Source organism: Algoriphagus iocasae (genome assembly GCF_014206875.1).
In the GTDB taxonomy this organism is placed as follows: domain Bacteria; phylum Bacteroidota; class Bacteroidia; order Cytophagales; family Cyclobacteriaceae; genus Algoriphagus; species Algoriphagus iocasae.
This window is the reverse complement of record NZ_JACIJO010000002.1, coordinates 1,449,755-1,476,235: the sequence shown is the minus strand read 5'-3', so window position 1 is coordinate 1,476,235 and position 26,481 is coordinate 1,449,755. Positions and strand designations below refer to the sequence as shown.

Genomic DNA, 26,481 nt, shown 5'->3' with positions numbered 1-26,481 from the left:
ATTATCCTTTAGAACAAATCCAATCGATTATGAAAGCTTTTCGGATAATCCCCATACTTTTTATGGTCTTAATGCTGGTCAACTGTAAACCGATACAAAAAACCGCTGTAGGCATGCTCACCAATAACCAATGGGAACTAGAAAGTCTCAAAGGGAATAGCACTTTAGCAGAATTGTTTCCTTCCGGTTTACCTTTTTTAAATTTTGAAGAAGCTGGAAAATTGAGTGGATTTGGAGGTTGTAACAATTTCTCAGGGATATACAGCCTGGAAGGAAAAGATTTAAAACTCGATCCAGGAGCGGTAACCCAAAGGGCCTGTCTAGCCGAAGGTGAGAATCAATTTCTAGAGGCAATTCAGCAAGTAAAATCCTTTAAAGGGGATTCTGAAAAAATTACTTTGTCTGGAGAGGCTGGAGAATTGATGAGCTTTGTCCCCAAAAATCAGTAAGCTAAACCAACTCATTAATAGGTTTACTCTGCCCTCGAAAAGCCACTACTTCCGATTTCTCTTTCCCGATCAATGCTTGTCCCAAAGGTGAGTTTTTGCTGAGAAGAAAAACCTTTTTCCCAGCTACAGTCAGCTGACCTATGCTGGATGAAATAAACAACCAATCATCTCCCCAACGCAGCAAACTACCTTCTGACACCTTTGCAAAAGGTTTACAAGAATCCTGAAGATGATTCATCTCCATCAAAAAAGATTGATTTTGTTTAAACTGATTTTCGACCTTTCCGATCTCTTGCCGGATCATTTCCCTACCAGTCTCATATTTATCTCCTGCTGAACTTTTCGTATCCTCATGAATACTTTGCTCAAGAGATTTCAATTCAGATGCAAGAAGGACTTTCCGCTGTTCTAGAAGCTCAAAAGCTGCCTGAAAAATCTGAGATTTAAATTCATTCATCTATTCAACACAAGCGTCTTTTCTTCTGGTATCGATTATATAGACGATTTTCCAGGCACCGTTCATTTTCACCAATTGAAATGAATTGACACCACAATGGCTGAATTTCTCATTCACGTAAAATTGATAAGGAGTCCATGCGGTGGCCATATTTGCATCCACTTGAATAACAAAATCAGTCAAACGCTCATCCAAATACGTTTCGGCAGGAACAGACCCAATACTTTTTGCAAAGTCCGCTACAGAATTACTAGCGATAACTGTCCCTTCAGGTTTATTCTGAATCGTCTGCATGATTGCATCCGTTGAAAATGCATCAGAAATTTGATCAGCATTTTTTGCTCTCATCCCGTCAAATAGGGAGTTTATGACTGTTTTCACAGCCTCTTCTTCGGTTTGGGCATTCGCAGAAAAACCTACTAATGCGGCTAGCATTAAGCAAAAAAACAATTTCGTTTTCATAGATTATACTTGTTATCAAACTAGTTGGAGCAAGAACTGATTGGTTTTCGACTTACCAATTTCAATTATACCTCTCCATAAAGTTTGAAGGTCATATTTCTCAAAGCAGGGGTATTTACAGCATAATGCATTGCTTCTGCAATTTCCTGAGGTCTAACCCATTTCGAATAATCAGAATCAGGCATAGCCTCACGATTGATCGGAGTATCAATGATACTTGGCACAAATACATGGGAACGTATCGGGGAATCTTTAATTTCCTCGCCAAGGATCTCTGTCAAAGTAATGATCAGTCTTTTGCTGAGGGCATAGGCCAACATGTCTTTTCCTGCTTCAAGCTCCAAAGCCGGTTTAGCACCTACGAACAGGAATGTCCCTTTTTGTTGTTTTTTCATGATCGGCAAAAAACCTCTAACCAAATGGTAAGCACTGAAGAAATTCAGATGGAACATTTTCTGAAGATCTGCTTGGCTTGTTGACTCAAATCCTCCCATTCCAAAACCGCCAACCAATAATGCCAATGCATCTAATTCACCGTATTGCAATTGAAACTCCTTCACAAAAGCAGTTACTTGCTCCTCATCAGTGACGTCCACTTCATAACTATCATCGGCATCCTCAATATATTCTTCTTTTCCTGGTTGAGTCAAAACGATAATATGATAACCTTCTCTTTTAAATTTCTCAACAACTGAAGTCCCTAAATTTCCGCTTGCTCCTGTAATAATTATGTTTCTGCTCATACTTTTTGAAAAATTCTGTCTGAATATTCCTAAAATTACCCTTAATTTTTAGAATTAGACATGAATCATTTAAAAACCAGCATCCAGACAAAAGAAAATGTAAGGCGCAGAAACTTCATTTTCAAACTCTTTTTACTTATCTGTCTGGAGTTTATATACGAAAGCGAAAATTTTCTAAGCCCTGTTTTTAGTAACTATCCCATTCTCAAAAATATTGGAAGGGCTTTGATATTTCTATTGAGTAGCAACCTGATTATTTCTCTGGGACGCTTTGCGGCTTTACGCTTTTACCTTAAAAAAACAAAGGATGAAAAAGTGCAACCCAATTTTGTCATTGGAATTGATCGGATTTCTTGGATCCTCAATGTGATCGTCTTACTGATATCTTTGATGCTTGCATTTGGAATTCGTCCTTTAGAATTTTTGACCAGTATCACCATTGTCGCTGCGGCAATTGCAGTGTTGACAAAAGACTATATCACAAACATTGCCAATGGGCTGATCATCATGTTTTCGGATCAATTGGAAATCGGAGACAAAATTCAGATTGGCAAAAACACCGGTTTCATCCGAGATATTACACTGATAAACTTGGTATTGAAAAATGAAACTGGTGAAACGATCATAGTTCCAAACTCTATGGTTTTGGCCTCCGAAATAGTCAATTTCAGCAGGAATAATTCTCATCAGATGATTTTTGATTTTGAGATCGACAATATGACAGGGATGCAAATATCTGAGATCGAAACCAAGCTTTCCCAAAAGCTAAAAGACTTCTCTGATCTGGTTTATATCAAAGGAGCCCAACTCAATGTTTTAGAAAGAAAATCCGGCGTTAGTTTGATCCGCTTTCAATTCCCTATCAAAACCGGAGAAAAAGAAACAGAAACTAAAATCAGGAAAACCATCAATCAGGCGATCATCAACCTTTCACATCATGACTGAAAAACCGAATTATTTTGATCTTGTCTACCAAGTAGTTAAGGAAATCCCTGAAGGAAGAGTCACTTCCTATGGAGCCATCGCCCACTATTTAGGTCTAAAAAGTGGAGCTAGGATGGTCGGCTATGCTATGAATGCCGCACATACTTTACCGGATGTCCCCGCACATCGAGTCGTAAATAGACAAGGATTATTGACTGGAAGACATCATTTTTCTACTCCAACAGCAATGCAGGAGGCTTTGGCAAAAGAAGGTGTGAAAGTAGAAAAAGACCAGGTTCAGAACTTTGATCAGGTCTTTTGGAATCCAGAAATAGAATTATCCATTTGATTTTTCGCGTACCAACCAAAGTCCGATAAACATCAACAATCCATTAAGAATTAAGGCTTCAAAACCGAATTTATACCCCCAAAGCCATTCTTCAGAATTACTGCTGATAATGTAAGTGATCACAGGAGCTGCAACTGCCAGATATGGAACCCAGCGATCTTTTACTCTCATTTTGGTAAATAACCCAAAGGAATATAAACCCAACAAGGGTCCATATGTGTAGCCAGCGATGACAAATACTGTGTTGATGACACTTTGATCATTGACCAAATGAAAAATCAGAATCACGATAAACATCAAAAAAGTAAAGGCAATATGAACTCTTTGCCTTACCCCAACTCGTTTCTCGGCTGGATATTTTTTGTCGATTTGTAAGAAGTCAATACAAAATGAAGTAGTCAAAGCTGTCAAAGTTGAATCAGCACTGGAATAGGCCGCAGCAGTAATCCCCAAAACGAAAACAATGCCTGCAAATGGTGTGAAATACTGGGTCGCCAATAATGGAAATAGTTCATCCGTTCTGGCAGGAAGAGGTATTCCTTTGGTTTCTGCAAACAAATACAGCATCACCCCTAGACCTAAAAAAAGCAAGTTTACTATCACCAAGCTAATGGTAAACCAGAACATATTTTTTTGTGCCTCCCCGATATTTTTACAAGTCAGGTTTTTTTGCATCATGTCCTGATCAAGCCCAGTCATCACAATTGTGATAAACGCACCTGATACAAATTGCTTAAAGAAATTGGTGCCATCTTTCCAATTCCAGTTAAAAATCGTGGATCTCGAATCTTCCGAAACCACCCTGAAATATTCAGTAACACTGGAAAGCTCCAATTCCCTTCCAATCAATATAATGCTGACCATCACTGCAGCAAGCATAAAGAATGTCTGAAGCGTATCCGTCCAAACCACTGTCTTGATACCTCCACGAAAGGTGTATAACCAAATAAGCCCTACAGTGATCAACACAGAAACCCAAAATGGGATCCCCAAAGAGTCAAAAAGTATTAATTGAAGAACTGAAGCCACCAAGAAAACCCGAAGAGAAGAGCCTACAGTTCTAGATAGGATAAAGAAGAAAGCACCGGTTTTATAGGACCAAAAACCAAATCGGTCTTCCAAATAAGAGTAGATCGAAACAAGATTTAACCGATAGTAAAGAGGCAATAGCACCTTTGCTATAGTAAAATACCCCAAAGTGTAGCCTAAGACTACCTGAAAATAAAAGAAGTTAGAATTCCCAACTTCCCCGGGAACAGAGATGAAAGTAACACCCGATAGGGATGCTCCGATCATTCCAAAAGCGACAAGAAACCATGGGGACTGTCTATCTCCTGTAAAAAATGTATCGGCAGTAACTTTTCGGGAAGTAAACCAAGAAATCAAAAATAGAAGTAAAAAATAGCAGGAAATAACGATCAGAACTACCTGTGGATTCATAAATGAGTTGGAGATTAGCCGCTAATTTGTCCAATATTATTAATTTTGCAAAATGAATCGATTGAACATGACTTATCAATTTCAGGAAGAGACCGAAGTATTGCTGGAGGAAGTGGTGGATTTAGATTCCTCAGATCTGATTGTCTATAATGACGATGTCAATACGTTCGACCATGTGGCCAATATTTTGGTGAAAGTATGCAAGCACAGTCCTGAGCAAGCAGAGCAATGCACATTGATCATCCATTTCAAAGGAAAATGTGCTGTAAAAAAAGGAAGTATCGATGAGCTCAAACCAATGTGTGAAGCTATATTAGATGCCGGAATCCAAGCCGCAATCGTATAATCGAATCTGAGTGAATATCCCTTCCAAACTTATTGAAGATGCCGTAACCGAAATTTCCAGGCTTCCTGGAATCGGAAAAAAAACAGCCTTGAGACTAGCCTTGCATTTGCTCAAGCAAAATGAGGTTCATACAGAGGCTTTGACATTGGCATTGTCTAAAATGAGGCAAGAAATTCAATATTGTAAAACTTGCCACAATATCTCCGACTCTGACCAATGTACCATTTGTGCTAGCATGCGTCGGGACAAAACCGTGATCTGTGTAGTAGAGGATATTCGGGACGTTTTGGCGATCGAAAACACAAATCAATTTCAAGGTACTTACCATGTTTTAGGAGGTGTGATTTCTCCTATCCAGGGGATCGGACCCGAAGAACTTACTATTGAATCCCTTCTGGAGAGAGTTAAAAAATCATCCGAAGACGAACCTGTTCAAGAAGTGATTTTGGCACTTAGCGGTACGATGGAAGGTGATACCACTTCATTTTATCTAGCGAAAAGACTAAAAGAAAATAACGTCAAAGTAAGTACAATTGCCCGTGGAATACCTGTGGGAGGTGAATTGGAATATACTGACGAGGTAACCTTAGGAAGAAGTATCATGACTCGAATTAATTACTCTACGGAATAATTAATGTTTGCACAGTAAAACGACCTTTCTATATTTGCAAACCTTTTGGGGGATTAGCTCAGTTGGCTAGAGCGCTACACTGGCAGTGTAGAGGCCACCGGTTCGAATCCGGTATTCTCCACTTTAAAGCTTCACGGAAATGTGAGGCTTTTTTGTTTCTATACTTTCCCAAAAACAAATTAGCTCAGATGACTAGAGCGTCCCGATAGCATTCGGGAAGGCCACCGGTTCGAATCCGGTATTCTCCACTTCAAAGCTTCACAGAAATGTGAGGCTTTTTTTGTGTTAGAAATTTAATCTTAAGCTTTTGAAGGAAAAGTTTCAGTTGCATTTTTCTGATTATTAACGTCTTTACAATTATGAAGACAAAACGTCATACCCTCTTAAATCAATGGTGCATTATTCGGATTTTTATTCCATTGCTTTTCCTTTTTAATACGGCTTGTCAGGGTGAATCGCCTTGTACTGATTATCAACTTGAGACTCCCGTTGAAGTCGATTTTAAAAGTACCATCAATTTTTGCAGTGAGCCTGTTTCCATCACTTTTTCAAAGCTAATAGGAGATTCCAGATGCCCTGAAAATGTACAATGCATCTGGCAGGGATTAGTTGAACTGGAAGTCATTCTTGCAGTAAACGGGACTGAAGAGAAATTCACTTTAAGTAGCTACCCTCCATTTAATGGCATTCCTTCGGAAGTGGAATTTAAAGGGTATTTATTTAAACTCATGGACGTGACCCCATATCCAAACACTACGAAATCCTATTCTGAAAAAGACTACACAGTGATTTTAGAAGTTGAAAAGACTGAGGAGTAATTGTATCTTGCTTCAAATCTTTTCCAATGAAGCATAAGTTCTTAAATCGTTATTTCCTGATTTTTTTATCAGTAGTATTCTTTTCCTCCTGCTCCTGCAATCCCGAAAACATTGCAAAATTTGCTATGAAGGGTATGGAAAGTATGATGGGCGAAGGTTTTATGCCTTCTGAAGAAATTCGGGCTTTGGGAGATTTTAGAGGAATGAGCGTAGCACTTAATAGCTCAACAGTAGATGATCACACAGAATCCACAATCTTTCTTAAATTGGAAAATGGAGACCCCGTCAAATTGGGTAATCAACCTGAAATTCTGGCCAGAAACTGCGCGGAAATTTATTTGAGGGATTTCGAAAATTCGGAAAATTATCGACAGATCACGGTACAGTTTATTCAAACGGACCCTAACAATCCGGAAAACGTAGCGATGCAGGAATATACTTTTGACACGAGAGACTTTTAACCTAACCTATAAGATATTATGGAAATGCCACCTGAGTTTAAAAAACCGCCAATGACATTAGGCGACTGGATTATATCAGTCATCATCAAAAGACTTCCGTTAATTGGTTTCATCATGTTGATTGTTTGGGCTGTGGACAGCAATACGGATCCAGACAAGGCGAAATGGGCAAAAGCGGAATTGATTGTGAAACTTATTATTTTCGCCTCTGTTATGATTTTCATCGCGATCATTGGTTTTGGTGTTTTCGCCAACTTTGCCGATGAAATAGATTGGTCAGAATTCGATTGATAAAATCCCTCTAGTTAAAAAGAGAATTCTTTGTTCGCCTTTTCTGCTTAGGAGATTCCTTGTGACCAATAAAAATCGAAATTACCTACATGAATATAAAAGCATTTTGCTCTGATGTTGATGGGACGCTTCTCAACTCAGACCGAGATTTATCACCTCGCCTTAAATCCATCATAGCTAAATTTCAACCTGATTTCCCGGTGATTCTTGCAAGCTCAAGAATGCCAAACGCCATGAGGCATCTTGTGCGTGACTTGGGAAAACCAGATCAACCTCTTGTAAGCTATAATGGTGGCTATGTACTCAGTGCTTCCGGAGAAGTTTTAGATTCAGTATCGATTCCTTTGGAACTCGTCAAAAAAATCATCGAACTGACCAAAAAATCCGAAATCCATGTCAGCCTCTATCAAGGCGAAAACTGGTATGAGGAAAAGGATGATTACTGGTCCCAGAGAGAAATCAGAAATACAAAGACAGACTGTATTTGGCTTCCAAGCCAAGAAGTAATGAGCCTTTGGGGAAAAGATAATTCAGGAGCTCACAAAGTGATGTGCATGGGAGATTCTCAGGAAATATCGTGGCTTTTCGGAGAACTTCATTTCGAGCATGGGAATGATCTTCATCTCTACCGATCCAATGACAACTACTTGGAAATCGCTCCAAAATCTATTTCTAAAGCAACTGGTTTAAAGAAAATCCTGGAACATTCCTTCGATTTCGGAATGGAATCGGTTATCGCTTTTGGTGACAATTACAATGACATAGAATTGCTACAAGCTGTTGGCATGGGTGTAGCGGTAGGAAATGCCCGGCCAGAAGTGAAGGCCGTTGCAAAAGAAATTACTTTAGGAAATAAAGAAGATGGGGTAGCTGCCACGCTAGAAAAGCTCTTTTTACAATATTCCTGAACCATCCTCTACTTCCTCCACCGCTTTGCTTAAGAAATCCTGAAAAGGACGCATCGTATTAAAGGTATCCAATGCAATTCCGATAAACTGACCGGAATTAATTGCTTGGTCTTTTAAAGGTGTGGTGACCGTAAAGCTTTTCAACTTGAGGTATTCAATAAACTCGTGTTCCGCATCATAATCTCGCGGACTGGTTTTCAATTTCTCTCCCTGAATCTCCCCAAACGTAGATTTGAAAGTTGGTTCATTTTCGATTTTCATCAGCTCAGCCCCTGAATAATCGATCTCCTTACGAATCTTTTTCAGCGTTTCCCCCATCGGCATCCAAATCCCTCCACCAATAAAAGATTGGCCGGGCTGCACGTGAAGATAATATCCTGGGCCTTCTGACTTTTTGCCTTTCGGTGAGAAATAAGCGGCAAAGTTGGTTTTATATGGATCTTTATTAGCAGAAAAACGAACATCCCTGTTTTGTCTAAACACACAGTCTTTCGGTTTAAACGCTTCAAAGACAGGCTCTCTTTCAGCCAAACCTTTCAAAATCACAGCAACATCCTCCAAAAACTCTTCCTTGCAGGAGAGATACCATTTCTTATTGGAATCCATCCACTCTTTGTTATTGTTCTCTGCTAATTGGGATAAAAAATCTAGGTACGGACGCATAAATTCAAAGTTTTAATTTTCGATGGGTTAACAGATTTCCTAATGGATTGGTTTATATAAAATCAACCAATCCCTCCAATTTCATCCCTCTGCTGCCTTTAATTAAAATCAAATAATCTTCTAACTGGCTGTCTTGAAGCCAATTTCTAAAGGAAAATGGATCTGGAAAATACAATGCTTTTGGCGCTTTGGATAAAGCAGAAACAATCAGCTTTCCAGTAAAGCATACTTTATCAATATCGTATTCGCTGACGATTTCTCCGAGTTTGGCATGCTCTGATTCTGCATGGTCCCCCAACTCAAACATATCGCCCAAAATGATCATTTTATGTTTCTTGCCAGTCATATTTCCGAAAGTCCGGATTGCGACTTCCATACTGGATGGGTTGGCATTGTATGCATCGAGGATAATTAAATTACTTCGCTTCTCAATCAACTGCGACCGCATGTTAGATGGCTTATAAGAAATTACAGCCTCAATAGCCTCTTCCATTGGCACTTCAAAAAACTTCCCGATAGTCAAAGCTGTCGCGATGTTTCCAAAATTATAAGCTCCAATTAAGGAACTAAGGAACACCTCTTCTCCTCCATCGACAGAAAATTTCACAAATGGATTTGCCTCAATAAAATTCACTTCACAAAAATCACCCTTGGCTGGATAAAGAATCGGGTGTTCAAATCGCTTCGCCAAATTGGATAAAATCGGATCCTGAGAATTGATAAAAACTTGTCCTTTATGCTCTCTTAAATGTTGGAATAATTCCGTTTTTGTTTTCAAAACCCCTTCAGGGCCTCCCATTCCTTCCAAATGCGCCTTTCCAATATTGGTGATAAATCCATGCGTAGGCTCGGCGATCTCACACAATTCCTGAATATCTCCTTGCTTATTTGCACCCATCTCAACAATCGCCATCTCTGCATCCTCTCCTATCGATAATAAAGTCAAAGGCACGCCGATATGATTGTTCAAATTTCCAATAGTTGCTGCAGTCTTATATTTCTTTTGCAAGACTGCATGCAGCAATTCTTTGGAGGTAGTTTTCCCATTGGATCCCGTCAATCCGATAATTGGAATGGACAATTGCTTTCGATGATAGTTGGCCAGATCCTGAAGCATTTTCAAAGCATCTTTCGCAAGGAAATAACGCTCATCATCTTCAATAAAATAGGCTGGATCGTCAATAACCACCAAAGAAGCCCCCATTTCCAAGGCTTTTGGAGCAAACTCATTTGCATTAAAATTGGGTCCTTTCAAAGCGAAAAAAACATTCCCTTTTTCGATTTTTCGGGTGTCCGTACTTACTCCAGTGCTATTTTTGAAAAGTTTATAAAGAATAGAAATATTCATTTTGAATCCATTTTACTCCCAAAATAAACGAATCATTCACATCTTTGAGGGGATACATCCGTATTAATTTTAGATTTCTTATTCAGATTTATGCGAAAATTTTTATTTCCCCTTTTAATTCTTCTTTCGTTTCCCGCATTTTCTCAAGAAGTCTATTCCCTAAAGAATTCCCTCAAGGTCGAGGTGGCAGGCAATCCTATTTCCTCTCCTTTCTCAGGCGGTATCAATTCCTCTCAAATTCAAACCATGGACATTGATGGCGATCAGGTGGAAGAATGGGTGATTTGGGATATTAACAGCAGACAATTACAGGTTTATAAAAAAGAGGGAGAAACATTTACTCACCTTCCAGAATTAAGTTATTTGTTCCCTGAAGACATAGCAGGATTCCTGGTTTTGGCAGATTTTGACCAAGACGGTAAAAAAGACCTCTTCACCTCGACTCCTTTGGGGATAAAAGCTTACCGAAACACCAGTCAAAATGGTAATCTTAGCTGGTCAGTTGCACAAAACTTTTTAAGAATCGACGGATCGGGAAATATTCAGGCAAACAACCTGGACACACCTCTTATTCAGGATTTGGATGGAGACGGAGATTTGGACCTAGTGATTTTCAATTTTGCATCGGGAGATTATTTGGAGTTTTATGAAAACACCAGTGTTGATCGATCCGGAAATCCGGATGTGGATGGCTTTGCATTTCCAGAAACACATTGGGGGAATTTTGAATTTTGCAATTGCGGTGAAATGTCTTTTGGAGTCACATGTTCTGGAATAGACTTACGAACCAATACGGATGAAAATGACAGAATCCAGCATGCAGGAGGTCATTCAATCCTTTATAGAGACTTTGATGGAGACGGAATTTCTGATTTGGTATTGGGAAGAGATGAATGCAGCATTCTTTATTATTTACCCAATAAGGGGACAGAAAAAGAAGCGCTTTTTGACACCTATTCCAATGAACTTCCGGGATACGGAAACTTGCCACAATTCCCGATCTTTCATGTTGCTCATGTCATTAATGAGAAATTAATTATTGGACTCAACACGAATGAATCTGCAGTGAATTTTGACATTGACTTCAAAAACTCAATCGTCAAACTTGAGCCAAATGGAACATCAGACTTTAACTATCTCCAAGATCAAATGATCGATTTGGGCGAAAACAGCATTCCGCTTTACATTGGGAACAAAACTTCGGGATCCATTTTTGTGAATTCCAATCAACTGGTAAATGGAAAAGTCACGAGCAAACAATCCATTTTTGAACTTGAAAATGGCACCTTCCGCCAAATTGAAGTAATCAATTCCTTACTGGATGAGCTGAATCTTATCAATGTACAGCATATTCTTTTTGATGATCAAGCCGGAAAGGACCATGATATTTTTTCAGGAATTTCCATTTCCAATGGCGTACCGAGCCAAAAGATCTTTGAACTAAATGAGGACCAAACTCAATACATGCCGATTGAGATTTCAGGATACCAACCCAATCGAGGAGATTATTTACAGTTTTTCAATTACGAAGACCAGGACTATTTTCTAGTTGCTGAGCAAAATGGAAGTTTGGATTTGTATGAAATTGATTTTGGAAACCTTACATCAAACTTGTTAGAAGAGGATTTTTTAGGTTTCTCGGATAATCCTGCAAATAGAAATTTGACAGTTGCAGTTTACCCACAAACCAACCCGGACTTATTTGCGATAGACCAAAATGGGGTTTTGAAAAAAGTTTCGGACTTTATGAATTCTTCCACAATCGAAGAAATTCAAGTGGAAATTGGTGATCAATTACTTCCTACTAAACTTGGAAGAAACACTTGGATCACAACTGTAAGACCTATTTTTGAAGGAAAACCTGATTTAATTCTAGGAACTAGAGCTGGTGGGCTGATCTATCTCCAAGCCATTTCGGAGAATCCTCCAGCAGAAAATGAGTTTAGGCTAAAAATTTATCCAAACCCATCAGACGGTCCAATTAAAATCATATCAAATCTTCCTGCAAAAGCCCGATTAATCAATTCTCTAGGGCAAGTCCTGTTAGAGAATATCACGATTGAGCCCAACCGGGAGCTTGAGATTCAAGCAGGATTTTTGGCTCCGGCCTTATACATTCTGCAGTTTGAAGTCAATGGAAATTTTTCTACTTCAAGGAAAATCTGGATCCAGTAATTTTCTTAAACTTTGAGCATTACTTTAAATGGTTTAGATTATGGTGTAAATAAAAATCACCCATGAAGAATCTATCCATTTTTATCCTCGCAGTTTTCTTTTTCATCAGCTGTAATTCTAAAAAGTCCGATCCCGCAGACATTGTCTTCACCAACGGCATAGTCTATACAGTAGATCCCTCCAATCCAAAAGTGGAAGCCGTCGCTGTCAAAGATGGATTGATCTTAGCTTTGGGAAGTTCAGATGAAATCAGCGAATTCATTTCTGATCAAACCCAAGTAGTAGATTTATTAGGAATGACCATGACTCCTGGTTTGATCGAATCCCATGCGCACCTGATGGGAATCGGCTATAACAAACTGGAACTCGATCTGATGTATGTGAAAACATATGATGAACTGGTGGAAAAAGTAGCTGAAGCTGTGGCCAAAGCAAAGCCGGGAGACTGGATCACCGGCCGAGGCTGGCATCAGGACAAATGGATCGAAAAGCCGGAAAAGATGGTGAAAGGCTTTCAGACAAATGATCTTTTGGATGAAGTTTCTCCAGACAATCCGGTATTCCTAAGACACGCTTCTGGCCATGCTTCCTTTGCAAATACAAAAGCATTGGAAATGGCAGGCATCAATAATCTCAAAGGAGAAAGACCGGGAGAGGTCGAAGGTGGGGAAATTATTTTAGACGAATTAGGGAATCCAACAGGTGTTTTGACCGAAAGAGCTTCTGGATTAGTAGGCAGATTGGTGCCACAAGAAACACCGGAAAGAGCAGAACAGGCCCTGACTTTGGCCCTTCAGGAATTGGCAGAAAAGGGAATTACTAGCTTTCACGATGCAGGTAGTGGTCAGGAGACGATTGATTTATTGTTGAAATTTAAGAAAGAAGGGAAATTGACTTCAAGGCATTATATGATGTTGGCGGGCAGCGATCCTCAACTTCTAGAAAATTGGTACAAGAGAGGCCCCATGATTGACAGCGTGGATCATCTATTTTCTGTCAGGTCCATCAAATTATTCTGTGATGGGGCTTTAGGCTCCAGAGGAGCTTGGCTTTTGGAAGAATATACCGACAGACCGGGCCATTTCGGGCATGAAACGCTGCCGATGGAAGTGGTCGGCCAAGTATCTGAAAAAGCCATTCCTGCGGGATTCCAGGTTAATTCGCATGCCATTGGAGATCGGGCAAACCGAGAAGTTTTAGATCAATACGAAGCGGCATTTGCAAAATATCCGGATGCTGAAGACCTTCGATTTAGGATTGAACATGCACAGCATATCGACCCAGAAGACATTCCGAGATTCGGAGAAATGGGTGTGATTGCCGCCATGCAGGCGATTCATTTGAGTTCAGACAGACCTTGGGCAATCGATCGATTAGGAGAGAAAAGAATTGTAGATGGAGCTTATGTTTGGCAAAAATTAATGCAGAGCGGAGCGGTAGTCGCAAACGGAACAGATGCTCCAGTAGAGCCGGTAGATCCGATACCTTCATTTTTCGCTTCGGTAAGTCGCCAAACCTTGGTGGGCACTCCCGAAGGAGGCTATGAATCCAGCCAAAAAATGACCCGAGAAGAGGCCTTGAAGTCTTATACCTTAGATGGCGCTTATGCTGAATTCGAAGAAGATTTTAAAGGCTCTATCGAAGTAGGAAAAGCGGCGGACTTCACTGTTTTTGATAAAAACATCATGGAAATCCCTGAGTCGGAGATTTTAAATAGTAAAGTTATGATGACTGTTATGGGAGGAAAAATTGTTTTTGAGAAACCAGAATGATAAAACTAGAAGTCTAAAAATTCTAAACTATAAACCTGCTCCTTTTGAAGCAGTTTTTTTTTAAACTTCAATTCAGGATTTTCAATACTTTGGAATTCCCACAAAGTAAAGATCAAAACCACCTAAGCCCTCCGGGCGATTGGAGGAGAAAATCAAGAGTCGATTGTCAAACTGGGAGTGTTCTGAAACAACAGGGCGATATTCATCATATTCAGAATTGATCGAGGGGCCAAAGTTTTCTGGATCTGTCCATCCTTGTTCCGTTTTAAAAGAATAATACAAATCAAAACCACCAAACCCTCCCACTCGATCTGAAGAGAAAACCAACATCTCACCATAAACAAATGGCATGTGGTCATGAGAGGAAGAATTGATAGAAATTTTTTGAATATTCTTTTCTGTCTCTCCGATTAAATAAGGAATCAGGCTTTGATCTGTAGGAATATCCATTTCATAAACATCAAATGCCCCATCTCTATCTGAGCTAAACAACAGTTTTTCAGGAATTCCTTGGATTTCTACATTCCCGCCTTTCAAATAGTCAGCTCCATAAAAACTCGGATACATTTCATTGGATGATTCATCCATGATTCTAAAGTTTTGAACTTCCAGTTCGGAAGAATTGGAAACTTGAGGTTCAACATGGATAGAATAAAAACCTTGATCATTATCTCGACTAAACAACAAAATTCGATTTCCCTCTGGCGTTTGAAAGCTATATGGCCCTTTTTCATTAAAGGAAGTCTCTGTTTTTCTTACCCAATCTCTAAATTCTGAATCGAATAAATTACTCCCTTCATTTACACTCAAAAAACCTTCATTTCTATCCCAATAAAAAACTAATTTCCCCTCAACCAGATTGAAGTGATTTGGATTAGAACCAATTCTGTTAGATGAAAAAACCAGCTCTACTTCATGGTTAATTGTGATAATATCCGAATTGATATCATCTTTTGCAGAATTAAGGACACCTAAATTCACCGCCTCATCAGGGAAATGACCTACTGGATATCTATTTTGATTACATGAAAATAGTGTCAAAATAAGAAGGCAAAAGAGATACTTTTTTCTCATATCAATACTGTTTTAGCTTTAAAAGAAAGGAATAAGAATGACTTCGCTATCTCTAAAGTAATGAAAAACTGAAACCTAAAACTATAAAAGCAAAGTCATAATTAATAACTTAAAATCCCTAACGTACCAAGTCTATCATTCGCTACTACTTTCCTTTTACAAACAATAAGGTCAACCCTTCACGATTTTTTTCTATTTTCAAACATTCATCACAAAATCAATCGAATGAGAAAATTTCTATCACTTTTTTGGATGCTTACTTTTTTAGCAGTTAGTATCCAAGCCCAAGACCTAAAACCCATTACTTGGAAGGATATTCCCACCTGGAAATATATGAATGGAGGAAGGTTTGAAGTTTCTCCTGATGGTCAGTGGATGGCCTATACCATTGTTCAGCTAGAGGGAGACGGAGAACTCATCGTCCAAAAAGTAAATGATCCAGAAAGTAAGAAAACTTATAATATCGGTGGAGTAACCGGCCAGCAAGTCGCTTTCAGCAAGGATTCCAAATGGATAGCCTTTAAGGAAGATCCAAAGTTTGACGAGAAAAAGAAAAACGAAAAATCAAAAGGTAAGCCACTACATGACAAGCTTCACCTGATCAAACTTGGTACTGACGAGAAAAAGACCTTCGAGAAAGTGAGCACTTTCTCCTTCAATAATGACGGTTCTTCCGTCTTGGCCATCAACCTTCCGAAGGATGGAAATGGTGAAGGAAAAGGATCAGACTTATTGATTTATAACCTTAGCACTGAAAAAGCCCTGACTTTGGGAAATGTGCTTGAATTCTCTTTTAACAAGCCCGGTACGTATCTGGCCTACACGGTAGATGCGGCAAACAAATCTGGAAATGGAATCTACTTGCTGAACTTATCCAATAACAGCACTACTGTTTTGGAAAATGACAAAGCAAGCTATAAATCACTTAGCTGGACTGAAAAGGGAGATGCTTTTGCCGCATTGAAAATGGTGGAAGATAAAAAATACAAGCAGGACCAAGGTAAAATCATTGGAGTAAAGAACCTTTCTGCACCTCAGGTAACAGTGTATGATCCTCAGAAAGATTCTACTGGATTTGATCAGGATTATACCATCAGCCCAAACAGACGTCCGATGTGGTCTGAAGATTTAACTCGACTTTTTTATGGAATCCACCCATTGGTTTTAGCAAAAAAAGAAGAAGCCAAGAAAGAAGTAGATAAAGATTCTGTCGCAAAAGCTGAATCTGAAGCGATGAAAAAAATCATGGCTGACACGTCCATTCATTCGATCAAAGATTTACAAAAAGCAATTTCAAAGCTTGACACTGCGAAAGCTTCACCAAAAAAAGGAGATGCAGAAAAGCCTGACATGACCATTTGGCATTGGAACGACAGCAGATTGCAGTCACGCCAGCAAGTCCTGGAAAACATGGACAAAAATTACAGTTTTTGGGCGATGTATGATATCGCTTCAGGTAAGCATATTGCGCTTCAGGATAGCTCCATGCGTGATTTAAGTCTCCTTCCAAAAGAGAAATATGCCTTGGGTTCTGACATGCAATCTTATGAATTGCAAAGCAACTTAGACGGTCAGAGTTATCGCGATTTTTATATTGTTGATTTGAAAACCGGCGAGAAGACAACGCTTTTCACCAATTTCTACCTACCAAGATATTCTTCTTACCCAAGAAGTTCTCCCGACGGCACCAAATTGATTTATGGTTATGATGGCAATTATTACAGCTATGACATTGCCAGCGGGGAAGAAAAAAATCTAACTGCGAGTCTTCCAGTTACTTTCGTGGATGTAGAGGATGATCATAATGTGAAAAAGCCACTTGAAAATTCTCTTGGCTGGAGCAGTGACAGCCAATATGTTTTGATCAGCGATGGTTGGGATATCTGGCAAATCCCTGCAGGGGAAAGCAAAGAAAAAGCGGTTAACCTGACGCAAGACGGAAGGTCTGAGAAAATCAGATATCAGTATCGATTCTCTTTGGACAGAGAGGAAAAGGGAATTGACCTGAGCAAGCCACAGTATTTCAGAATCTATGGCGAGTGGACTAAAAAAAGTGGGATTGCAAAAATCAACCCTGCCAAGAAATCTGGCCTAGCAGCAGGAACAGAAAAACTGGTTTGGGAGGACGCTTCGATCGGTTCCCTTCAGAAAGCTGAAAAAGCCCCTGTTTATTTCTACAGCAAAGAGACTTATAACGAGCCCACTCAGTTTTACGTAGCGGATGCTTCTCTTGCTTCCGCTAAAAAGGTGACTGAAAATGCACCTGATGCATCTAAATATTCATGGTCTGCAGGTACAAGATTGGTGGATTATGTTTCTGACAAAGGCGATACCTTACAAGGTGCCTTGTTCCTTCCTGCTGGATATGTTGAAGGCAAAAAATACCCAACAGTAGTTTACTATTATGAAAAGCTTTCACAGACTCTACACAATTGGTCCAATCCAGGCTACAGCGGTACCGGATGGAATCCAAATGTGTACACCAGCAATGGCTTTGCAGTATTTATTCCAGATATCGTTTACACGATGGATGATCCGGGTATGTCCGCCGTTTGGTGTGTTATCCCTGGGGTAAAAGCAGCGATTGAAACCGGAGTAATCGACGAAAACAATATCGGTATTCACGGTCACTCATGGGGTGGCTATCAAACTGCTTTCTTGATCACTCAGACAAATATGTTTAAGGCAGCAGCAGCTGGGGCTCCTTTGACCAATATGATTTCCATGTATGATTTGATTTACTGGAATTCAGGTGGAGGAAACATGTCAATCTTCGAAGCTTCTCAAGGTAGATTCACTGGCGGACCATGGGAAAACTGGGATTCTTACGAGCGAAACAGCCCAGTGTATCATGTGAAAAATGTCACCACTCCACTTTTGATGCTTCATAATGACAAAGACGGAGCAGTGGATTTCACCCAAGGAATTGAATATTATTCTGCTTTGAGGAGATTGAAAAAACCAGTGATTTTGGTACAATATAAAGGAGAAAACCACGGTCTTGGAAAACTTGAGAACAGAAAAGACTACTCTGTGAGAATGATGGAATTCTTCAATCATCATTTGAAAGGTGAAGAAGCTCCTGATTGGTTGTCAAAAGGGATCAATAAACTGGAATTAGATGAACATCTCGAAAAGAGAGCATTTTAATTAGAAAAGGAGTCCAGATCGGGCTCCTTTTTTTTTATGAATCAGTTTGCCATTCCAAGTGCAATCCTTTTCTTTATTTCCAATTCCTGAAGGAAATTAAATTTAAACCAATTCGCACAATCAAATTTAGATGCCCCCTCATCCATCCCCTTATTCTCAATTAAACTCAATTTGCTATTCCGCTTCTGATTCTAATTATCACGAGCATTTTGAAAAATACCTTTACGATCAGACTTTTGAGGAAGTTTGGAACACTTATGTAACGATAGACCCGGCAAAAGCCTGGGCGGGAAAGATGATCCATTTCAATCAACTGTATTCCAGATCAACCGGTGAGGAAGTTTTCCCAGGCCAGGAATATAATGGAGGAATGGGCGTCGGTCAGGTCATTATTCTAAACCTTCACGTCTTCAATGGAGCAATAAAACTGACCGTAGGACATGAAGTGATGGAAGTGGATAAGGACAAAAGATTAATCCGTATTTGTTACCTGGAAAACTCAAAATCCGAAGGCTCGCAATTCATTACTTTCAAAACCTTGCCTGATGGAAAAACAGAGGTTTCCCATAAGACTTTTTATCGCAGCGGGTCTTGGTTTCGCGACAAAATCATTTACCCATATTTCCATACCAAAGCGATCAATGAGTTTCATGGAAATGTAAGAAATGCCATCCCGACTAGAGCGTAAAAAGCTCAAAATCCTACCAATTAAAATCAATATGAAGGAGTCAATATTGCAGGACTCCTTTTTTCATGGTCTCATCTTTGTAAATTATAGAAGGATAATTTCATATCACTGAATCTATTTTTCTATGAAAGACGCAAAAAAACAATCTTTTGACGCAATAATAATTGGTTCAGGTCAGGCGGGAAATCCACTTGCATTTGCTCTTGCGGGCCAAAATCTAAAAGTTGCCCTGATAGAAAAAGGGAGGTTCGGAGGAACCTGCGTCAACACGGGATGCACCCCAACCAAGGCTTATGTGGCCAGTGCAAGGAGAGCCTGGGAGTTAAAAAACGCATCAGATTTGGGTATTCCAAACCCCAAACTGGAAAAAATAGATCTTCGAAAAGTAAAAGAAAGAAAAGATAAAATCGTCGCTGGATCCCATGATGGATTGGTCGATAGCCTTCGAAAAGAAAAGTTAATCACCACCTTTCAGGCGAAAGGCTTTTTCTTGGATCAAACGACCGTTCAGGCTGGATCTGCTATCCTAACTGTTCCAAAAATTTTTATCAACGTGGGTACTAGACCACGCATTCCCGAAGGTTTTGAAAATGTGAATTTCCTGACCAATGAAAGTTTATTAGAACTGGAAGAAATCCCTTATCATTTATTGATTGTAGGCGGTAGTTATATCGGATTGGAGTTTGCCCAGATTTTCAGAAGACTTGGCAGCAAAGTCACCATCATTGAAATGAGCGATCGTTTGATTTCGAAAGAGGATCCATCCATTTCAGAAAGAATCCGGGAAATTTTGGAATCAGAAGGAATTAAAGTTTTGTGCAATTCCCATTGTCTTGAGGGCAAAAACAATCCTGACGGAGGAGTCAGGGTTTTGATGAATTGCGGAGGAGAACAGAAACAGGCTTCAGGGTCTCATCTACTTTTGGCAACAGGAAGACAATCCAATATGGATTTGGTGAACCCAGAATCAGCAGGTTTGGCTATTGACAAGAAAGGTTTTGTGGAAGTAAATGACCATTTGGAAACCAATGTAAAAGGCATTTATGCTCTGGGAGATTGCAACGGAAAAGGTGCTTTTACCCATACTTCTTACCATGATTTTGAAATCCTGCAAAATCAATTATTTGGCGATAAATCCAAAAAAGTCAGTGATCGAATTCTCAATTATGCGCTATACACCGATCCTCCTCTCGGAAGGGTTGGAATGACATTGTCCCAGGCAAAAAATTCTGGGAAAGAAATTCTTTATGCAGAAATGGAAATGTCACAAATCAATCGTGCCCGTGAGAAAGGAGAAACCAAAGGAAAAATGGAAGTGATCGTGGATTCCAAGACAGAACAAATCCTTGGTGCAGCTGTTTTAGGTGTAGGTGGAGATGAAATTATTGGACTATTTATTACTGCTATATATGGAAAATTAAGTTATAAAACTTTGATGAATTCAGTCCAAACTCATCCGACAGTTTCTGAATTAATCCCTACTCTACTTCAACAATTAAAACCCATAAAAGCGAACTCATGAAAAAGTCCCATAAAATTTATGCTACGATCAATATGATCGTTTTGGTGTTGATCATCTTTTGGAATTATTGGGTAGGATCCAAAGGCCTGAATGGTAACACCGTGAGTTCTCTAAGCTCGGAATATCAAAATCTGTTTACTCCTGCCGGGTATGCTTTCTCTATTTGGGGGATCATTTTCCTTTCCTTATTCGCACAAGCTATATTCTTTATTTCCAGAGCATTTAACCCAGCAAAAGATTCAGATTTCCTATCCCAAGTCGGGCCTTACCTAATTATGGCAAACATTGGAAATGGGCTCTGGCTCTACATGTGGTTGATGGAAAATACAGGATTGAGTGTAGTCGTCATGCTAGGCATTCTAACTTCTCTTGTCATCGTAATCCTGAATACGAATATGGAAAGATGGCATGCTCCAAGACCAATAATCTTTTGGCTTTGGTGGCCTATCGCACTTTACAGCGGATGGATTGCGGTAGCCACAATCGCAAACATTTCAGCCTATTTGGCAAAAATCGGTTGGGGAACTGGGGAATCAGAAACTACCTGGACGATTGTGATGATTGTAGTGGCCGTACTATTAAACCTATTTATGATTGTGACAAGGAATCTCCGGGAATTCGCCTGTGTAGGAGTTTGGGCGCTGGTTGCCATTGCCGTCAGACATTGGGATAAGATCCCTTCTTTACAATGGACAGCACTTATCGGTGCGGGAGTGCTTTTCTTAGCCATCAGTATCTATGGCTACCAAAACAGGAAAACTGCACCCTTTAGATTTAACTAAACCAATTATGAGAACATTAAAAAGATCAGAAAAAATAGCTTTAACTATTCCAATATTAGCTGCAGCAGGAATCCTGTTTTTATCTCATCAGACAAATGCTCAGGACCTTGAAACTGTCGACTATGTAGACTTGGAAAAATATTCAGGAGAATGGTATGAGATTGCTTCATTCCCCCAGTCATTCCAGAAAGGTTGCACTTGTACCAAAGCTACCTACACCCCAAATGAAGATGGGACAATTCAAGTTGAAAACACCTGTAACCTTCCGGAAAAAGAAAAAACAAAAACGGCTACTGCCAAAGCTTTTGTAGAGGAAGGCTCAGGAAATGCCAAACTCAAAGTTCAGTTCTTTTGGCCATTTAGAGGAAAATATTGGATCATTGATTTAGCGGATGATTACTCTTATGCGGTAGTCGGCCACCCCAATAGAAAATACCTTTGGATTCTTTCAAGAACTCCAGAAATGGATCAAACTATTTATGAAGGAATTTTGAAGAGAGTCAAGGAGAAAGGATTTGATTTAACCAAACTTGAAAAGACCATTCAGTGTGAGGCTTAGAAAAAAATGCAAAAAGTCCGGAGCTTATTAGCTCCGGACTTTTTGGTTATCAAGTACTAATCTTCACTCACGTTGAGATACGAATATCCCATTTGGTCTAAGGTGATAAAAGTGGTCTTAGCAGATACTGCCATTTTTACCATTGGAGTCAAATTTTCAGCATTTAAGTTATTGAATCGAACACTTTGCCCACAAACATAGAATTTCACCCCTACTGCTTCCAAAGCTTTGATGGCAGCAAGATTTGGATTTGACTGACTATATTTTTTCTGATAATCGTCTTCCTTTAAAATTGCCTGGACTAATCCCCCATGAATCACGGCAGCAATCTGAATTTTCTCTGCAGGTACTCCATTCGCTATATTCAGATTGTAAGTTCGGGCCACTTCCAAAATAGCAGATTGGATTGCAGTCGAATCTTTTACTCTTCCATACAGATCTATGGCGATTTTATAATCCAGTTCAGGATTATATTTCATTACTGGATCTTCTATTGGCATGACTCCTACCCAAGGATGAAAATCCAAAACGGGGTAGGCAATATTTTCTTTAATATGTGGAGGCATTTCTCCTTGAGCAAAACAGCCTATGCTACCTACGATTAGCAAGGCGAAAATTGAAGCAATGATCTTTTTCATAAAAATTTGATTTTTAGCATAATAGAAAAATAGTCAATTATTTTTTCACCACAACCTTCGAAAAAATCAGTCTTCCAAAAAGCTTAAAAATGTTCAAAAATAAATCTATTTGGGTTCGATTTAATGTTCATTTTTCCGTCTACTTTTGACCAATTTTTAATTCAAAAATTTCATCTCGTACGTCTTATGGTTCTTCAATTTCTGTTGTTAATTCTGGGCCTACTTCTATTAGTCAAAGGAGCAGATTGGTTGGTAGACGGAGCTTCTGTTCTTGCAAAAAAGTACAAGGTTTCTGATTTGGCAATCGGACTGACCATCGTGGCTTTCGGTACTTCCGCTCCAGAACTGGTAGTAAATTCAGTTGCCGCATCAGGAGGATACCCGGACATCGTTTTTGGAAATGTCATCGGCTCAAACAATTTTAATCTTTTTATTATTCTAGGGATTGCTGGAATTATTACTCCGCTTTCTGTACAGTCCAGTTCGGTCTGGAAAGAAATCCCGTTTTCACTACTGGGAGCAATCATTCTTTTGCTGATGGTAAATAATTTCTTTGCAGGAAGCCAACCTAATCTTTCTATGGTGGAAGGAATTGGGTTATTACTGTGTTTCGGGGCCTTTCTATATTACGTTTTTACCCAATTAAAATCTGAGCCTTCCACTGAAGTAATTGAAACTAAACCCTATTCCACTATCAAAATCGGATTATTGATTTTTGGAGGTCTAGCAGGATTGGTTTTGGGAGGAAAACTTGTCGTAGACAATGCAGTGGAGATTGCACAGAATCTGGGTGTCAGCGAAAAAATAATCGGGCTAACAATTATTGCGGCCGGCACATCTCTGCCTGAATTGGCTACATCGGTGGTAGCCTCTTTAAAAAAGAACAATGACATCGCCATTGGAAACATCATTGGCTCCAACATTTTCAACATTTTTCTGATCCTTGGTGTAAGTTCTATTATCAAACCATTGGATTATCAGCTTTCATTTAATACCGACCTGTACATTTTAATGGGAGGGACAGTTTTCCTTTTCTTGGCGATGTTTACCGGAAAACGAAAAAGCCTGGACAGATGGGAAGCTGCCATTTTGTTACTGGTTTATTTGGCTTACACCAGTTATTTAGTGAGTATGGAGATTTGATTTTTAAAATAAGTCTGACTTGGAATAAAATTTAAAAGCACCCATTCTTCTTATGGTTTTTCCAATGAATAGATAATCTCCATCCTTAAAATTTTGCCTTTAGTCATTTTTATACCGAAAACACCAATTTTTCAGAATATCTTTTCACACCTATTTCCTTATCCAACAGATGATTTGGAACTGACCCAAAACTCAAACCTAGCCAAGTACCATGAATCTTTTCCAAAAGATCAATTCAGGAAAACCTATTGCTTTCCTTTTACTTTTCGTTCTGACGGGATTCTCTGGATTTTCTCAGCAGAACAAAGCCAAACTCTCAGGAACAATTCAGGAGAAATCAACGGGAAATCCTCTTGGTTTTGCTTCTGTAGCTATTTATTCTCCATCAGATAGTTTAGTCGCCGGCGGGATTTCTGAGGAAAATGGGAAATTCTCCGTTGATGTACCTTTTGGGAATTTCTATGCATTGGTAGAGTTTATGGGGTTTGAGTCGCATAAGACTCAGGTAATTGCTTTTTCCAGAGAAAACAATAAGGTGGATTTAGAGACTATAGAATTAGAATCTACTGCTGGTGATTTGGAAGAAGTGGTTGTGCAGGGAGAAAAAACAACCATGGAGCTTTCGCTGGACAAGCGAATTTTCAATGTAGGAAAAGATCTTGCCAATGCTGGAGGAAATGCCAGTGACATTCTGATGAACCTCCCCTCCATTGCAGTGGATCCTGAAGGAAATGTTCGTCTTAGAGGATCGCAAAATGTGCGCATCCTGATCGATGGAAAACCTTCTGGGCTGGTTAGTTTTAAAGGTAGTGCGGGGCTCCGACAATTGCCAGCAAATATGATCGAACGGGTAGAGGTAATCACCAATCCTTCGGCAAGATACGAGGCAGAAGGAATGGCTGGGGTGATCAATATTATTCTGAAAAAAGACAACAATCAGGGCTTCAATGGCTCCTTTGAGGTAGTAGGCGGAACTCCTACCAATCTGGGCTTTACCGCCAACCTGAATTACCGCCATAAGCGTATCAATTGGTTTATCAACTACGGACTTACTTACCGACACTCACCAAATGTAGGCGAACTTTATCAGGAGACTTACGGTGAAGACACCACTTTTATCCTCAATCAAACGAATGAAGGTTTAGTAAAAAGTATGAACAATAACATCAGAGGAGGCTTAGATTACTATTTCAGCGAAAATAGTATCCTTACGCTTTCCTACCTATGGAGAAGATCTGATGCACATAGAAATACCGATATCCGCTATGAGGATTCATGGAACACCCTTGAAAACCTTCAAGGTTATACTCTGAGAAATCAAGACGAAACAGAGCAAGAGCCTAATTCTGAAATTTCCATGAATTACAAGAAAAGCTTTGAACGGAAAGGTCATGAACTGACCGGAACACTAACTTATCTGAATTATTGGGAGAATTCTGACCAGACCTTTACCCAAAGTTCCTATTTGCCAAATGGCACCTCCATAGCAGGTTCCTCCTTGGTCCAAACTTCCTTAAATGACGAATACGAAAACCAATACTTAGCCATGCTGGATTATGTTCAGCCTTTTGCCAAAGAAGGAAAATTTGAAACGGGATTCAGGACAAGTTTCCGGGAAATGAAAAATGATTACCTGGTAGAAGAAGAAAATGAAAGTGGTGAGTTTGAACCTGTGCCTGGATTGGATAATATTTTTCTTTACGATGAAAATATCCTGGCAGCCTATGGAATAGTAGGGAACACTTCAGGAAAATGGAGCTACCAAGGTGGACTGCGTGTGGAGTACACCGATGTAAAGACCACACTGGAAGAAACGAATGAAGTGAACCCAAGAAATTATACCAACCTCTTCCCAAGTGCACACCTGACCTATAATATTTCAACCGAAAATGCCTTTCAAGTCAGTTACAGCCGCCGGGTTCGAAGACCAGTTTACAATGACCTCAGTCCTTATGTCACACTATCAGACGCTAGGAATTTTTTCAGTGGAAATCCAGACCTTAATCCAGAATACACTAACGCATTCGAGCTAGGCCACATCAAGTACTTTGATCAAGGAACATTATTTACGACAGTTTATTACAGAAGTACTGATGACAAAATAGAGCGACTTCGCACGGTAGATGAGAATGGTAACTCCAGAACATTGCCCTATAACCTCAATGGAGAAAACTCATTTGGGGTTGAGCTTACTAGTGACTATCAGATCCGTGACTGGTGGAAAATAGACTTCAATTTGAATTTCTTCCACGCTAGAATTGATGGTACCAATTTCCAAAATGGCTACGAAACCAAAACGACTTCTTGGTTATTCCGCCAGACATCCAGATTTACAGTGGCAGAAGGGTTCGATATTCAAGTTCGGGCAAATTATGATGCCCGACAAAAGACTGTTCAAGGAGTTAGAAAAGGAATATTCTTTATGGATCTTTCCGCCAGCAAAAGTGTGTTTCAAGACAGAGGAAATTTGGTTTTCAATGCTACCGATATTTTCAATTCCCGAAGAAACAGATACATCAGCGAAGGAGTAAATTTCTTTACAGAAGGCAATTCACAGTACCAAAGAAGACAGTTAATACTAACCCTGAGCTATCGATTAAAGCAATAAGGCTAAGAAATTTAAGCCAGATTAGAGAACAAACATTTTCTCCTCATAACTTCATCAATGAACCCCAATTCTTAAGTATT

General features: G+C 39.5%; 26 protein-coding genes and 2 tRNA genes. 20 read left to right on the top strand and 8 right to left on the bottom strand.

Annotated elements, in window-relative coordinates; translation table 11 throughout:
* Positions 1-29: 29 nt before the first annotated feature.
* The gene (locus FHS59_RS13875; protein ID WP_184495893.1) at positions 30-449 is read left to right on the top strand and encodes an META domain-containing protein; all 420 of its coding nucleotides are present in this window, start codon (positions 30-32) and stop codon (positions 447-449) included.
* A 1-nt stretch (position 450) separates the two neighbouring features.
* Here FHS59_RS13875 and FHS59_RS13870 read toward each other — a convergent pair whose 3' ends face one another.
* The 3 genes from FHS59_RS13870 to FHS59_RS13860 all read right to left on the bottom strand — a co-directional run bounded on the left by FHS59_RS13870 (position 451) and on the right by FHS59_RS13860 (position 2,111).
* Positions 451-906, bottom strand: a complete 456-nt coding sequence (locus tag FHS59_RS13870; protein ID WP_184495892.1) for a hypothetical protein — start codon at positions 904-906, stop codon at positions 451-453.
* A complete protein-coding gene (locus tag FHS59_RS13865) occupies positions 907-1,368 on the bottom strand; it encodes a nuclear transport factor 2 family protein (protein WP_184495890.1) in 462 nt (153 codons plus the stop codon).
* A 65-nt stretch (positions 1,369-1,433) separates the two neighbouring features.
* The gene (locus FHS59_RS13860) at positions 1,434-2,111 is read right to left on the bottom strand and encodes an SDR family NAD(P)-dependent oxidoreductase (protein ID WP_184495888.1); all 678 of its coding nucleotides are present in this window, start codon (positions 2,109-2,111) and stop codon (positions 1,434-1,436) included.
* 60 nt (positions 2,112-2,171) lie between these two features.
* Here FHS59_RS13860 and FHS59_RS13855 point away from each other — a divergent pair, with 60 nt between their 5' ends.
* Complete coding sequence (locus FHS59_RS13855; RefSeq protein WP_184495886.1) at positions 2,172-3,056, top strand: mechanosensitive ion channel family protein; 885 nt, start codon at positions 2,172-2,174, stop codon at positions 3,054-3,056.
* Positions 3,049-3,384 carry an MGMT family protein gene (locus FHS59_RS13850; protein ID WP_184495884.1) on the top strand — a complete coding sequence of 112 codons (336 nt, stop codon included), beginning with the start codon at positions 3,049-3,051 and terminating at the stop codon, positions 3,382-3,384. Before FHS59_RS13855 ends, FHS59_RS13850 begins: the two co-directional genes overlap by 8 nt.
* Here FHS59_RS13850 and FHS59_RS13845 read toward each other — a convergent pair.
* On the bottom strand, positions 3,373-4,824 hold the full coding sequence (locus FHS59_RS13845) for a sodium:solute symporter (RefSeq protein WP_184495882.1): 1,452 nt from the start codon (positions 4,822-4,824) through the stop codon (positions 3,373-3,375). The two genes, FHS59_RS13850 and FHS59_RS13845, sit on opposite strands and share 12 nt — an antisense overlap.
* A 52-nt stretch (positions 4,825-4,876) precedes the next feature.
* On the opposite strand from FHS59_RS13845, the gene FHS59_RS13840 reads away from it, so the two are divergent.
* From FHS59_RS13840 to FHS59_RS13805, 8 genes are all read left to right on the top strand, one after another.
* The gene (locus FHS59_RS13840; RefSeq protein WP_246388439.1) at positions 4,877-5,170 is read left to right on the top strand and encodes an ATP-dependent Clp protease adaptor ClpS; all 294 of its coding nucleotides are present in this window, start codon (positions 4,877-4,879) and stop codon (positions 5,168-5,170) included.
* A 10-nt stretch (positions 5,171-5,180) separates the two neighbouring features.
* A complete protein-coding gene (gene recR / locus FHS59_RS13835; RefSeq protein WP_184495880.1) occupies positions 5,181-5,801 on the top strand; it encodes a recombination mediator RecR in 621 nt (206 codons plus the stop codon).
* Positions 5,802-5,848: 47 nt separating this feature from the next.
* Positions 5,849-5,922 (top strand) — tRNA-Ala (locus FHS59_RS13830).
* Positions 5,923-5,978: 56 nt separating this feature from the next.
* Positions 5,979-6,049, top strand: a tRNA-Ala gene (locus tag FHS59_RS13825).
* A 111-nt stretch (positions 6,050-6,160) separates the two neighbouring features.
* Positions 6,161-6,619 carry a hypothetical protein gene (locus FHS59_RS13820; protein WP_184495878.1) on the top strand — a complete coding sequence of 153 codons (459 nt, stop codon included), beginning with the start codon at positions 6,161-6,163 and terminating at the stop codon, positions 6,617-6,619.
* 26 nt (positions 6,620-6,645) lie between these two features.
* A complete protein-coding gene (locus FHS59_RS13815; protein WP_184495876.1) occupies positions 6,646-7,080 on the top strand; it encodes a hypothetical protein in 435 nt (144 codons plus the stop codon).
* Between the two features lie 18 nt (positions 7,081-7,098).
* Positions 7,099-7,371: a hypothetical protein gene (locus FHS59_RS13810; protein WP_184495874.1), complete on the top strand. Its 273-nt coding sequence runs from the start codon at positions 7,099-7,101 to the stop codon at positions 7,369-7,371.
* A gap of 89 nt (positions 7,372-7,460) precedes the next feature.
* Positions 7,461-8,279 carry a Cof-type HAD-IIB family hydrolase gene (locus FHS59_RS13805; protein ID WP_184495872.1) on the top strand — a complete coding sequence of 273 codons (819 nt, stop codon included), beginning with the start codon at positions 7,461-7,463 and terminating at the stop codon, positions 8,277-8,279.
* Here FHS59_RS13805 and FHS59_RS13800 read toward each other — a convergent pair.
* The gene (locus FHS59_RS13800) at positions 8,265-8,942 is read right to left on the bottom strand and encodes a DUF2461 domain-containing protein (RefSeq protein ID WP_184495870.1); all 678 of its coding nucleotides are present in this window, start codon (positions 8,940-8,942) and stop codon (positions 8,265-8,267) included. The two genes, FHS59_RS13805 and FHS59_RS13800, sit on opposite strands and share 15 nt — an antisense overlap.
* Positions 8,943-8,994: 52 nt before the next feature.
* On the bottom strand, positions 8,995-10,290 hold the full coding sequence (locus tag FHS59_RS13795) for a UDP-N-acetylmuramoyl-tripeptide--D-alanyl-D-alanine ligase (protein WP_184495868.1): 1,296 nt from the start codon (positions 10,288-10,290) through the stop codon (positions 8,995-8,997).
* 90 nt (positions 10,291-10,380) lie between these two features.
* On the opposite strand from FHS59_RS13795, the gene FHS59_RS13790 reads away from it, so the two are divergent.
* Together FHS59_RS13790 and FHS59_RS13785 are read left to right on the top strand one after the other, a co-directional pair.
* Entirely contained in the window at positions 10,381-12,465 is a 2,085-nt protein-coding gene (locus FHS59_RS13790) for an FG-GAP-like repeat-containing protein (protein WP_184495867.1), read from the top strand.
* Positions 12,466-12,527: 62 nt separating this feature from the next.
* A complete protein-coding gene (locus FHS59_RS13785; RefSeq protein WP_184495865.1) occupies positions 12,528-14,237 on the top strand; it encodes an amidohydrolase in 1,710 nt (569 codons plus the stop codon).
* An 81-nt stretch (positions 14,238-14,318) separates the two neighbouring features.
* On the opposite strand, the gene FHS59_RS13780 is transcribed toward FHS59_RS13785, so the two are convergent.
* A complete protein-coding gene (locus FHS59_RS13780) occupies positions 14,319-15,311 on the bottom strand; it encodes a TolB family protein (protein WP_184495863.1) in 993 nt (330 codons plus the stop codon).
* Between the two features lie 225 nt (positions 15,312-15,536).
* Between FHS59_RS13780 and FHS59_RS13775 the strand changes: the two genes are divergently transcribed.
* The 5 genes from FHS59_RS13775 (at position 15,537) to FHS59_RS13755 (ending at position 22,012) form a co-directional block, all read left to right on the top strand.
* Positions 15,537-18,461, top strand: a complete 2,925-nt coding sequence (locus FHS59_RS13775; RefSeq protein ID WP_184495861.1) for a S9 family peptidase — start codon at positions 15,537-15,539, stop codon at positions 18,459-18,461.
* Between the two features lie 130 nt (positions 18,462-18,591).
* Entirely contained in the window at positions 18,592-19,149 is a 558-nt protein-coding gene (locus FHS59_RS13770; protein ID WP_184495859.1) for a hypothetical protein, read from the top strand.
* A 124-nt stretch (positions 19,150-19,273) separates the two neighbouring features.
* Positions 19,274-20,671, top strand: a complete 1,398-nt coding sequence (locus FHS59_RS13765) for a mercuric reductase (RefSeq protein WP_184495857.1) — start codon at positions 19,274-19,276, stop codon at positions 20,669-20,671.
* Positions 20,668-21,453, top strand: a complete 786-nt coding sequence (locus FHS59_RS13760) for a tryptophan-rich sensory protein (protein ID WP_184495856.1) — start codon at positions 20,668-20,670, stop codon at positions 21,451-21,453. Before FHS59_RS13765 ends, FHS59_RS13760 begins: the two co-directional genes overlap by 4 nt.
* A gap of 7 nt (positions 21,454-21,460) precedes the next feature.
* Positions 21,461-22,012, top strand: a complete 552-nt coding sequence (locus FHS59_RS13755) for a lipocalin family protein (RefSeq protein ID WP_184495854.1) — start codon at positions 21,461-21,463, stop codon at positions 22,010-22,012.
* A gap of 56 nt (positions 22,013-22,068) precedes the next feature.
* Here the strand turns inward: FHS59_RS13755 and FHS59_RS13750 are convergent, their stop codons facing one another.
* Positions 22,069-22,650, bottom strand: coding sequence for a DsrE family protein (locus FHS59_RS13750; protein WP_184495853.1), 582 nt, complete (start codon positions 22,648-22,650; stop codon positions 22,069-22,071).
* A gap of 186 nt (positions 22,651-22,836) precedes the next feature.
* Between FHS59_RS13750 and FHS59_RS13745 the strand changes: the two genes are divergently transcribed.
* A complete protein-coding gene (locus FHS59_RS13745) occupies positions 22,837-23,793 on the top strand; it encodes a calcium/sodium antiporter (RefSeq protein WP_184495851.1) in 957 nt (318 codons plus the stop codon).
* Between the two features lie 211 nt (positions 23,794-24,004).
* Positions 24,005-26,401: an outer membrane beta-barrel family protein gene (locus FHS59_RS13740; protein WP_184495849.1), complete on the top strand. Its 2,397-nt coding sequence runs from the start codon at positions 24,005-24,007 to the stop codon at positions 26,399-26,401.
* The last annotated feature ends 80 nt before the right edge of the window (positions 26,402-26,481 follow it).

Bases quoted from the DNA above. Each gene is read 5' to 3' on its own strand.
- FHS59_RS13820 (WP_184495878.1), top strand. From the start codon at position 6,161: ATGAAGACAAAACGTCATACCCTCTTAAATCAATGGTGCATTATTCGG.
- FHS59_RS13745 (WP_184495851.1), top strand. From the start codon at position 22,837: ATGGTTCTTCAATTTCTGTTGTTAATTCTGGGCCTACTTCTATTAGTC.
- FHS59_RS13755 (WP_184495854.1), top strand. From the start codon at position 21,461: ATGAGAACATTAAAAAGATCAGAAAAAATAGCTTTAACTATTCCAATA.
- FHS59_RS13810 (WP_184495874.1), top strand. From the start codon at position 7,099: ATGGAAATGCCACCTGAGTTTAAAAAACCGCCAATGACATTAGGCGAC.
- FHS59_RS13860 (WP_184495888.1), bottom strand. From the start codon at position 2,111: ATGAGCAGAAACATAATTATTACAGGAGCAAGCGGAAATTTAGGGACT.
- FHS59_RS13785 (WP_184495865.1), top strand. From the start codon at position 12,528: ATGAAGAATCTATCCATTTTTATCCTCGCAGTTTTCTTTTTCATCAGC.
- FHS59_RS13850 (WP_184495884.1), top strand. From the start codon at position 3,049: ATGACTGAAAAACCGAATTATTTTGATCTTGTCTACCAAGTAGTTAAG.
- FHS59_RS13845 (WP_184495882.1), bottom strand. From the start codon at position 4,824: ATGAATCCACAGGTAGTTCTGATCGTTATTTCCTGCTATTTTTTACTT.
- FHS59_RS13770 (WP_184495859.1), top strand. From the start codon at position 18,592: ATGCCCCCTCATCCATCCCCTTATTCTCAATTAAACTCAATTTGCTAT.
- FHS59_RS13805 (WP_184495872.1), top strand. From the start codon at position 7,461: ATGAATATAAAAGCATTTTGCTCTGATGTTGATGGGACGCTTCTCAAC.
- FHS59_RS13815 (WP_184495876.1), top strand. From the start codon at position 6,646: ATGAAGCATAAGTTCTTAAATCGTTATTTCCTGATTTTTTTATCAGTA.
- FHS59_RS13760 (WP_184495856.1), top strand. From the start codon at position 20,668: ATGAAAAAGTCCCATAAAATTTATGCTACGATCAATATGATCGTTTTG.
- FHS59_RS13775 (WP_184495861.1), top strand. From the start codon at position 15,537: ATGAGAAAATTTCTATCACTTTTTTGGATGCTTACTTTTTTAGCAGTT.
- FHS59_RS13800 (WP_184495870.1), bottom strand. From the start codon at position 8,942: ATGCGTCCGTACCTAGATTTTTTATCCCAATTAGCAGAGAACAATAAC.
- FHS59_RS13855 (WP_184495886.1), top strand. From the start codon at position 2,172: ATGAATCATTTAAAAACCAGCATCCAGACAAAAGAAAATGTAAGGCGC.
- FHS59_RS13865 (WP_184495890.1), bottom strand. From the start codon at position 1,368: ATGAAAACGAAATTGTTTTTTTGCTTAATGCTAGCCGCATTAGTAGGT.
- FHS59_RS13740 (WP_184495849.1), top strand. From the start codon at position 24,005: ATGAATCTTTTCCAAAAGATCAATTCAGGAAAACCTATTGCTTTCCTT.
- FHS59_RS13750 (WP_184495853.1), bottom strand. From the start codon at position 22,650: ATGAAAAAGATCATTGCTTCAATTTTCGCCTTGCTAATCGTAGGTAGC.
- FHS59_RS13790 (WP_184495867.1), top strand. From the start codon at position 10,381: ATGCGAAAATTTTTATTTCCCCTTTTAATTCTTCTTTCGTTTCCCGCA.
- FHS59_RS13875 (WP_184495893.1), top strand. From the start codon at position 30: ATGAAAGCTTTTCGGATAATCCCCATACTTTTTATGGTCTTAATGCTG.
- FHS59_RS13795 (WP_184495868.1), bottom strand. From the start codon at position 10,290: ATGAATATTTCTATTCTTTATAAACTTTTCAAAAATAGCACTGGAGTA.
- FHS59_RS13765 (WP_184495857.1), top strand. From the start codon at position 19,274: ATGAAAGACGCAAAAAAACAATCTTTTGACGCAATAATAATTGGTTCA.
- FHS59_RS13780 (WP_184495863.1), bottom strand. From the start codon at position 15,311: ATGAGAAAAAAGTATCTCTTTTGCCTTCTTATTTTGACACTATTTTCA.
- FHS59_RS13840 (WP_246388439.1), top strand. From the start codon at position 4,877: ATGAATCGATTGAACATGACTTATCAATTTCAGGAAGAGACCGAAGTA.
- FHS59_RS13870 (WP_184495892.1), bottom strand. From the start codon at position 906: ATGAATGAATTTAAATCTCAGATTTTTCAGGCAGCTTTTGAGCTTCTA.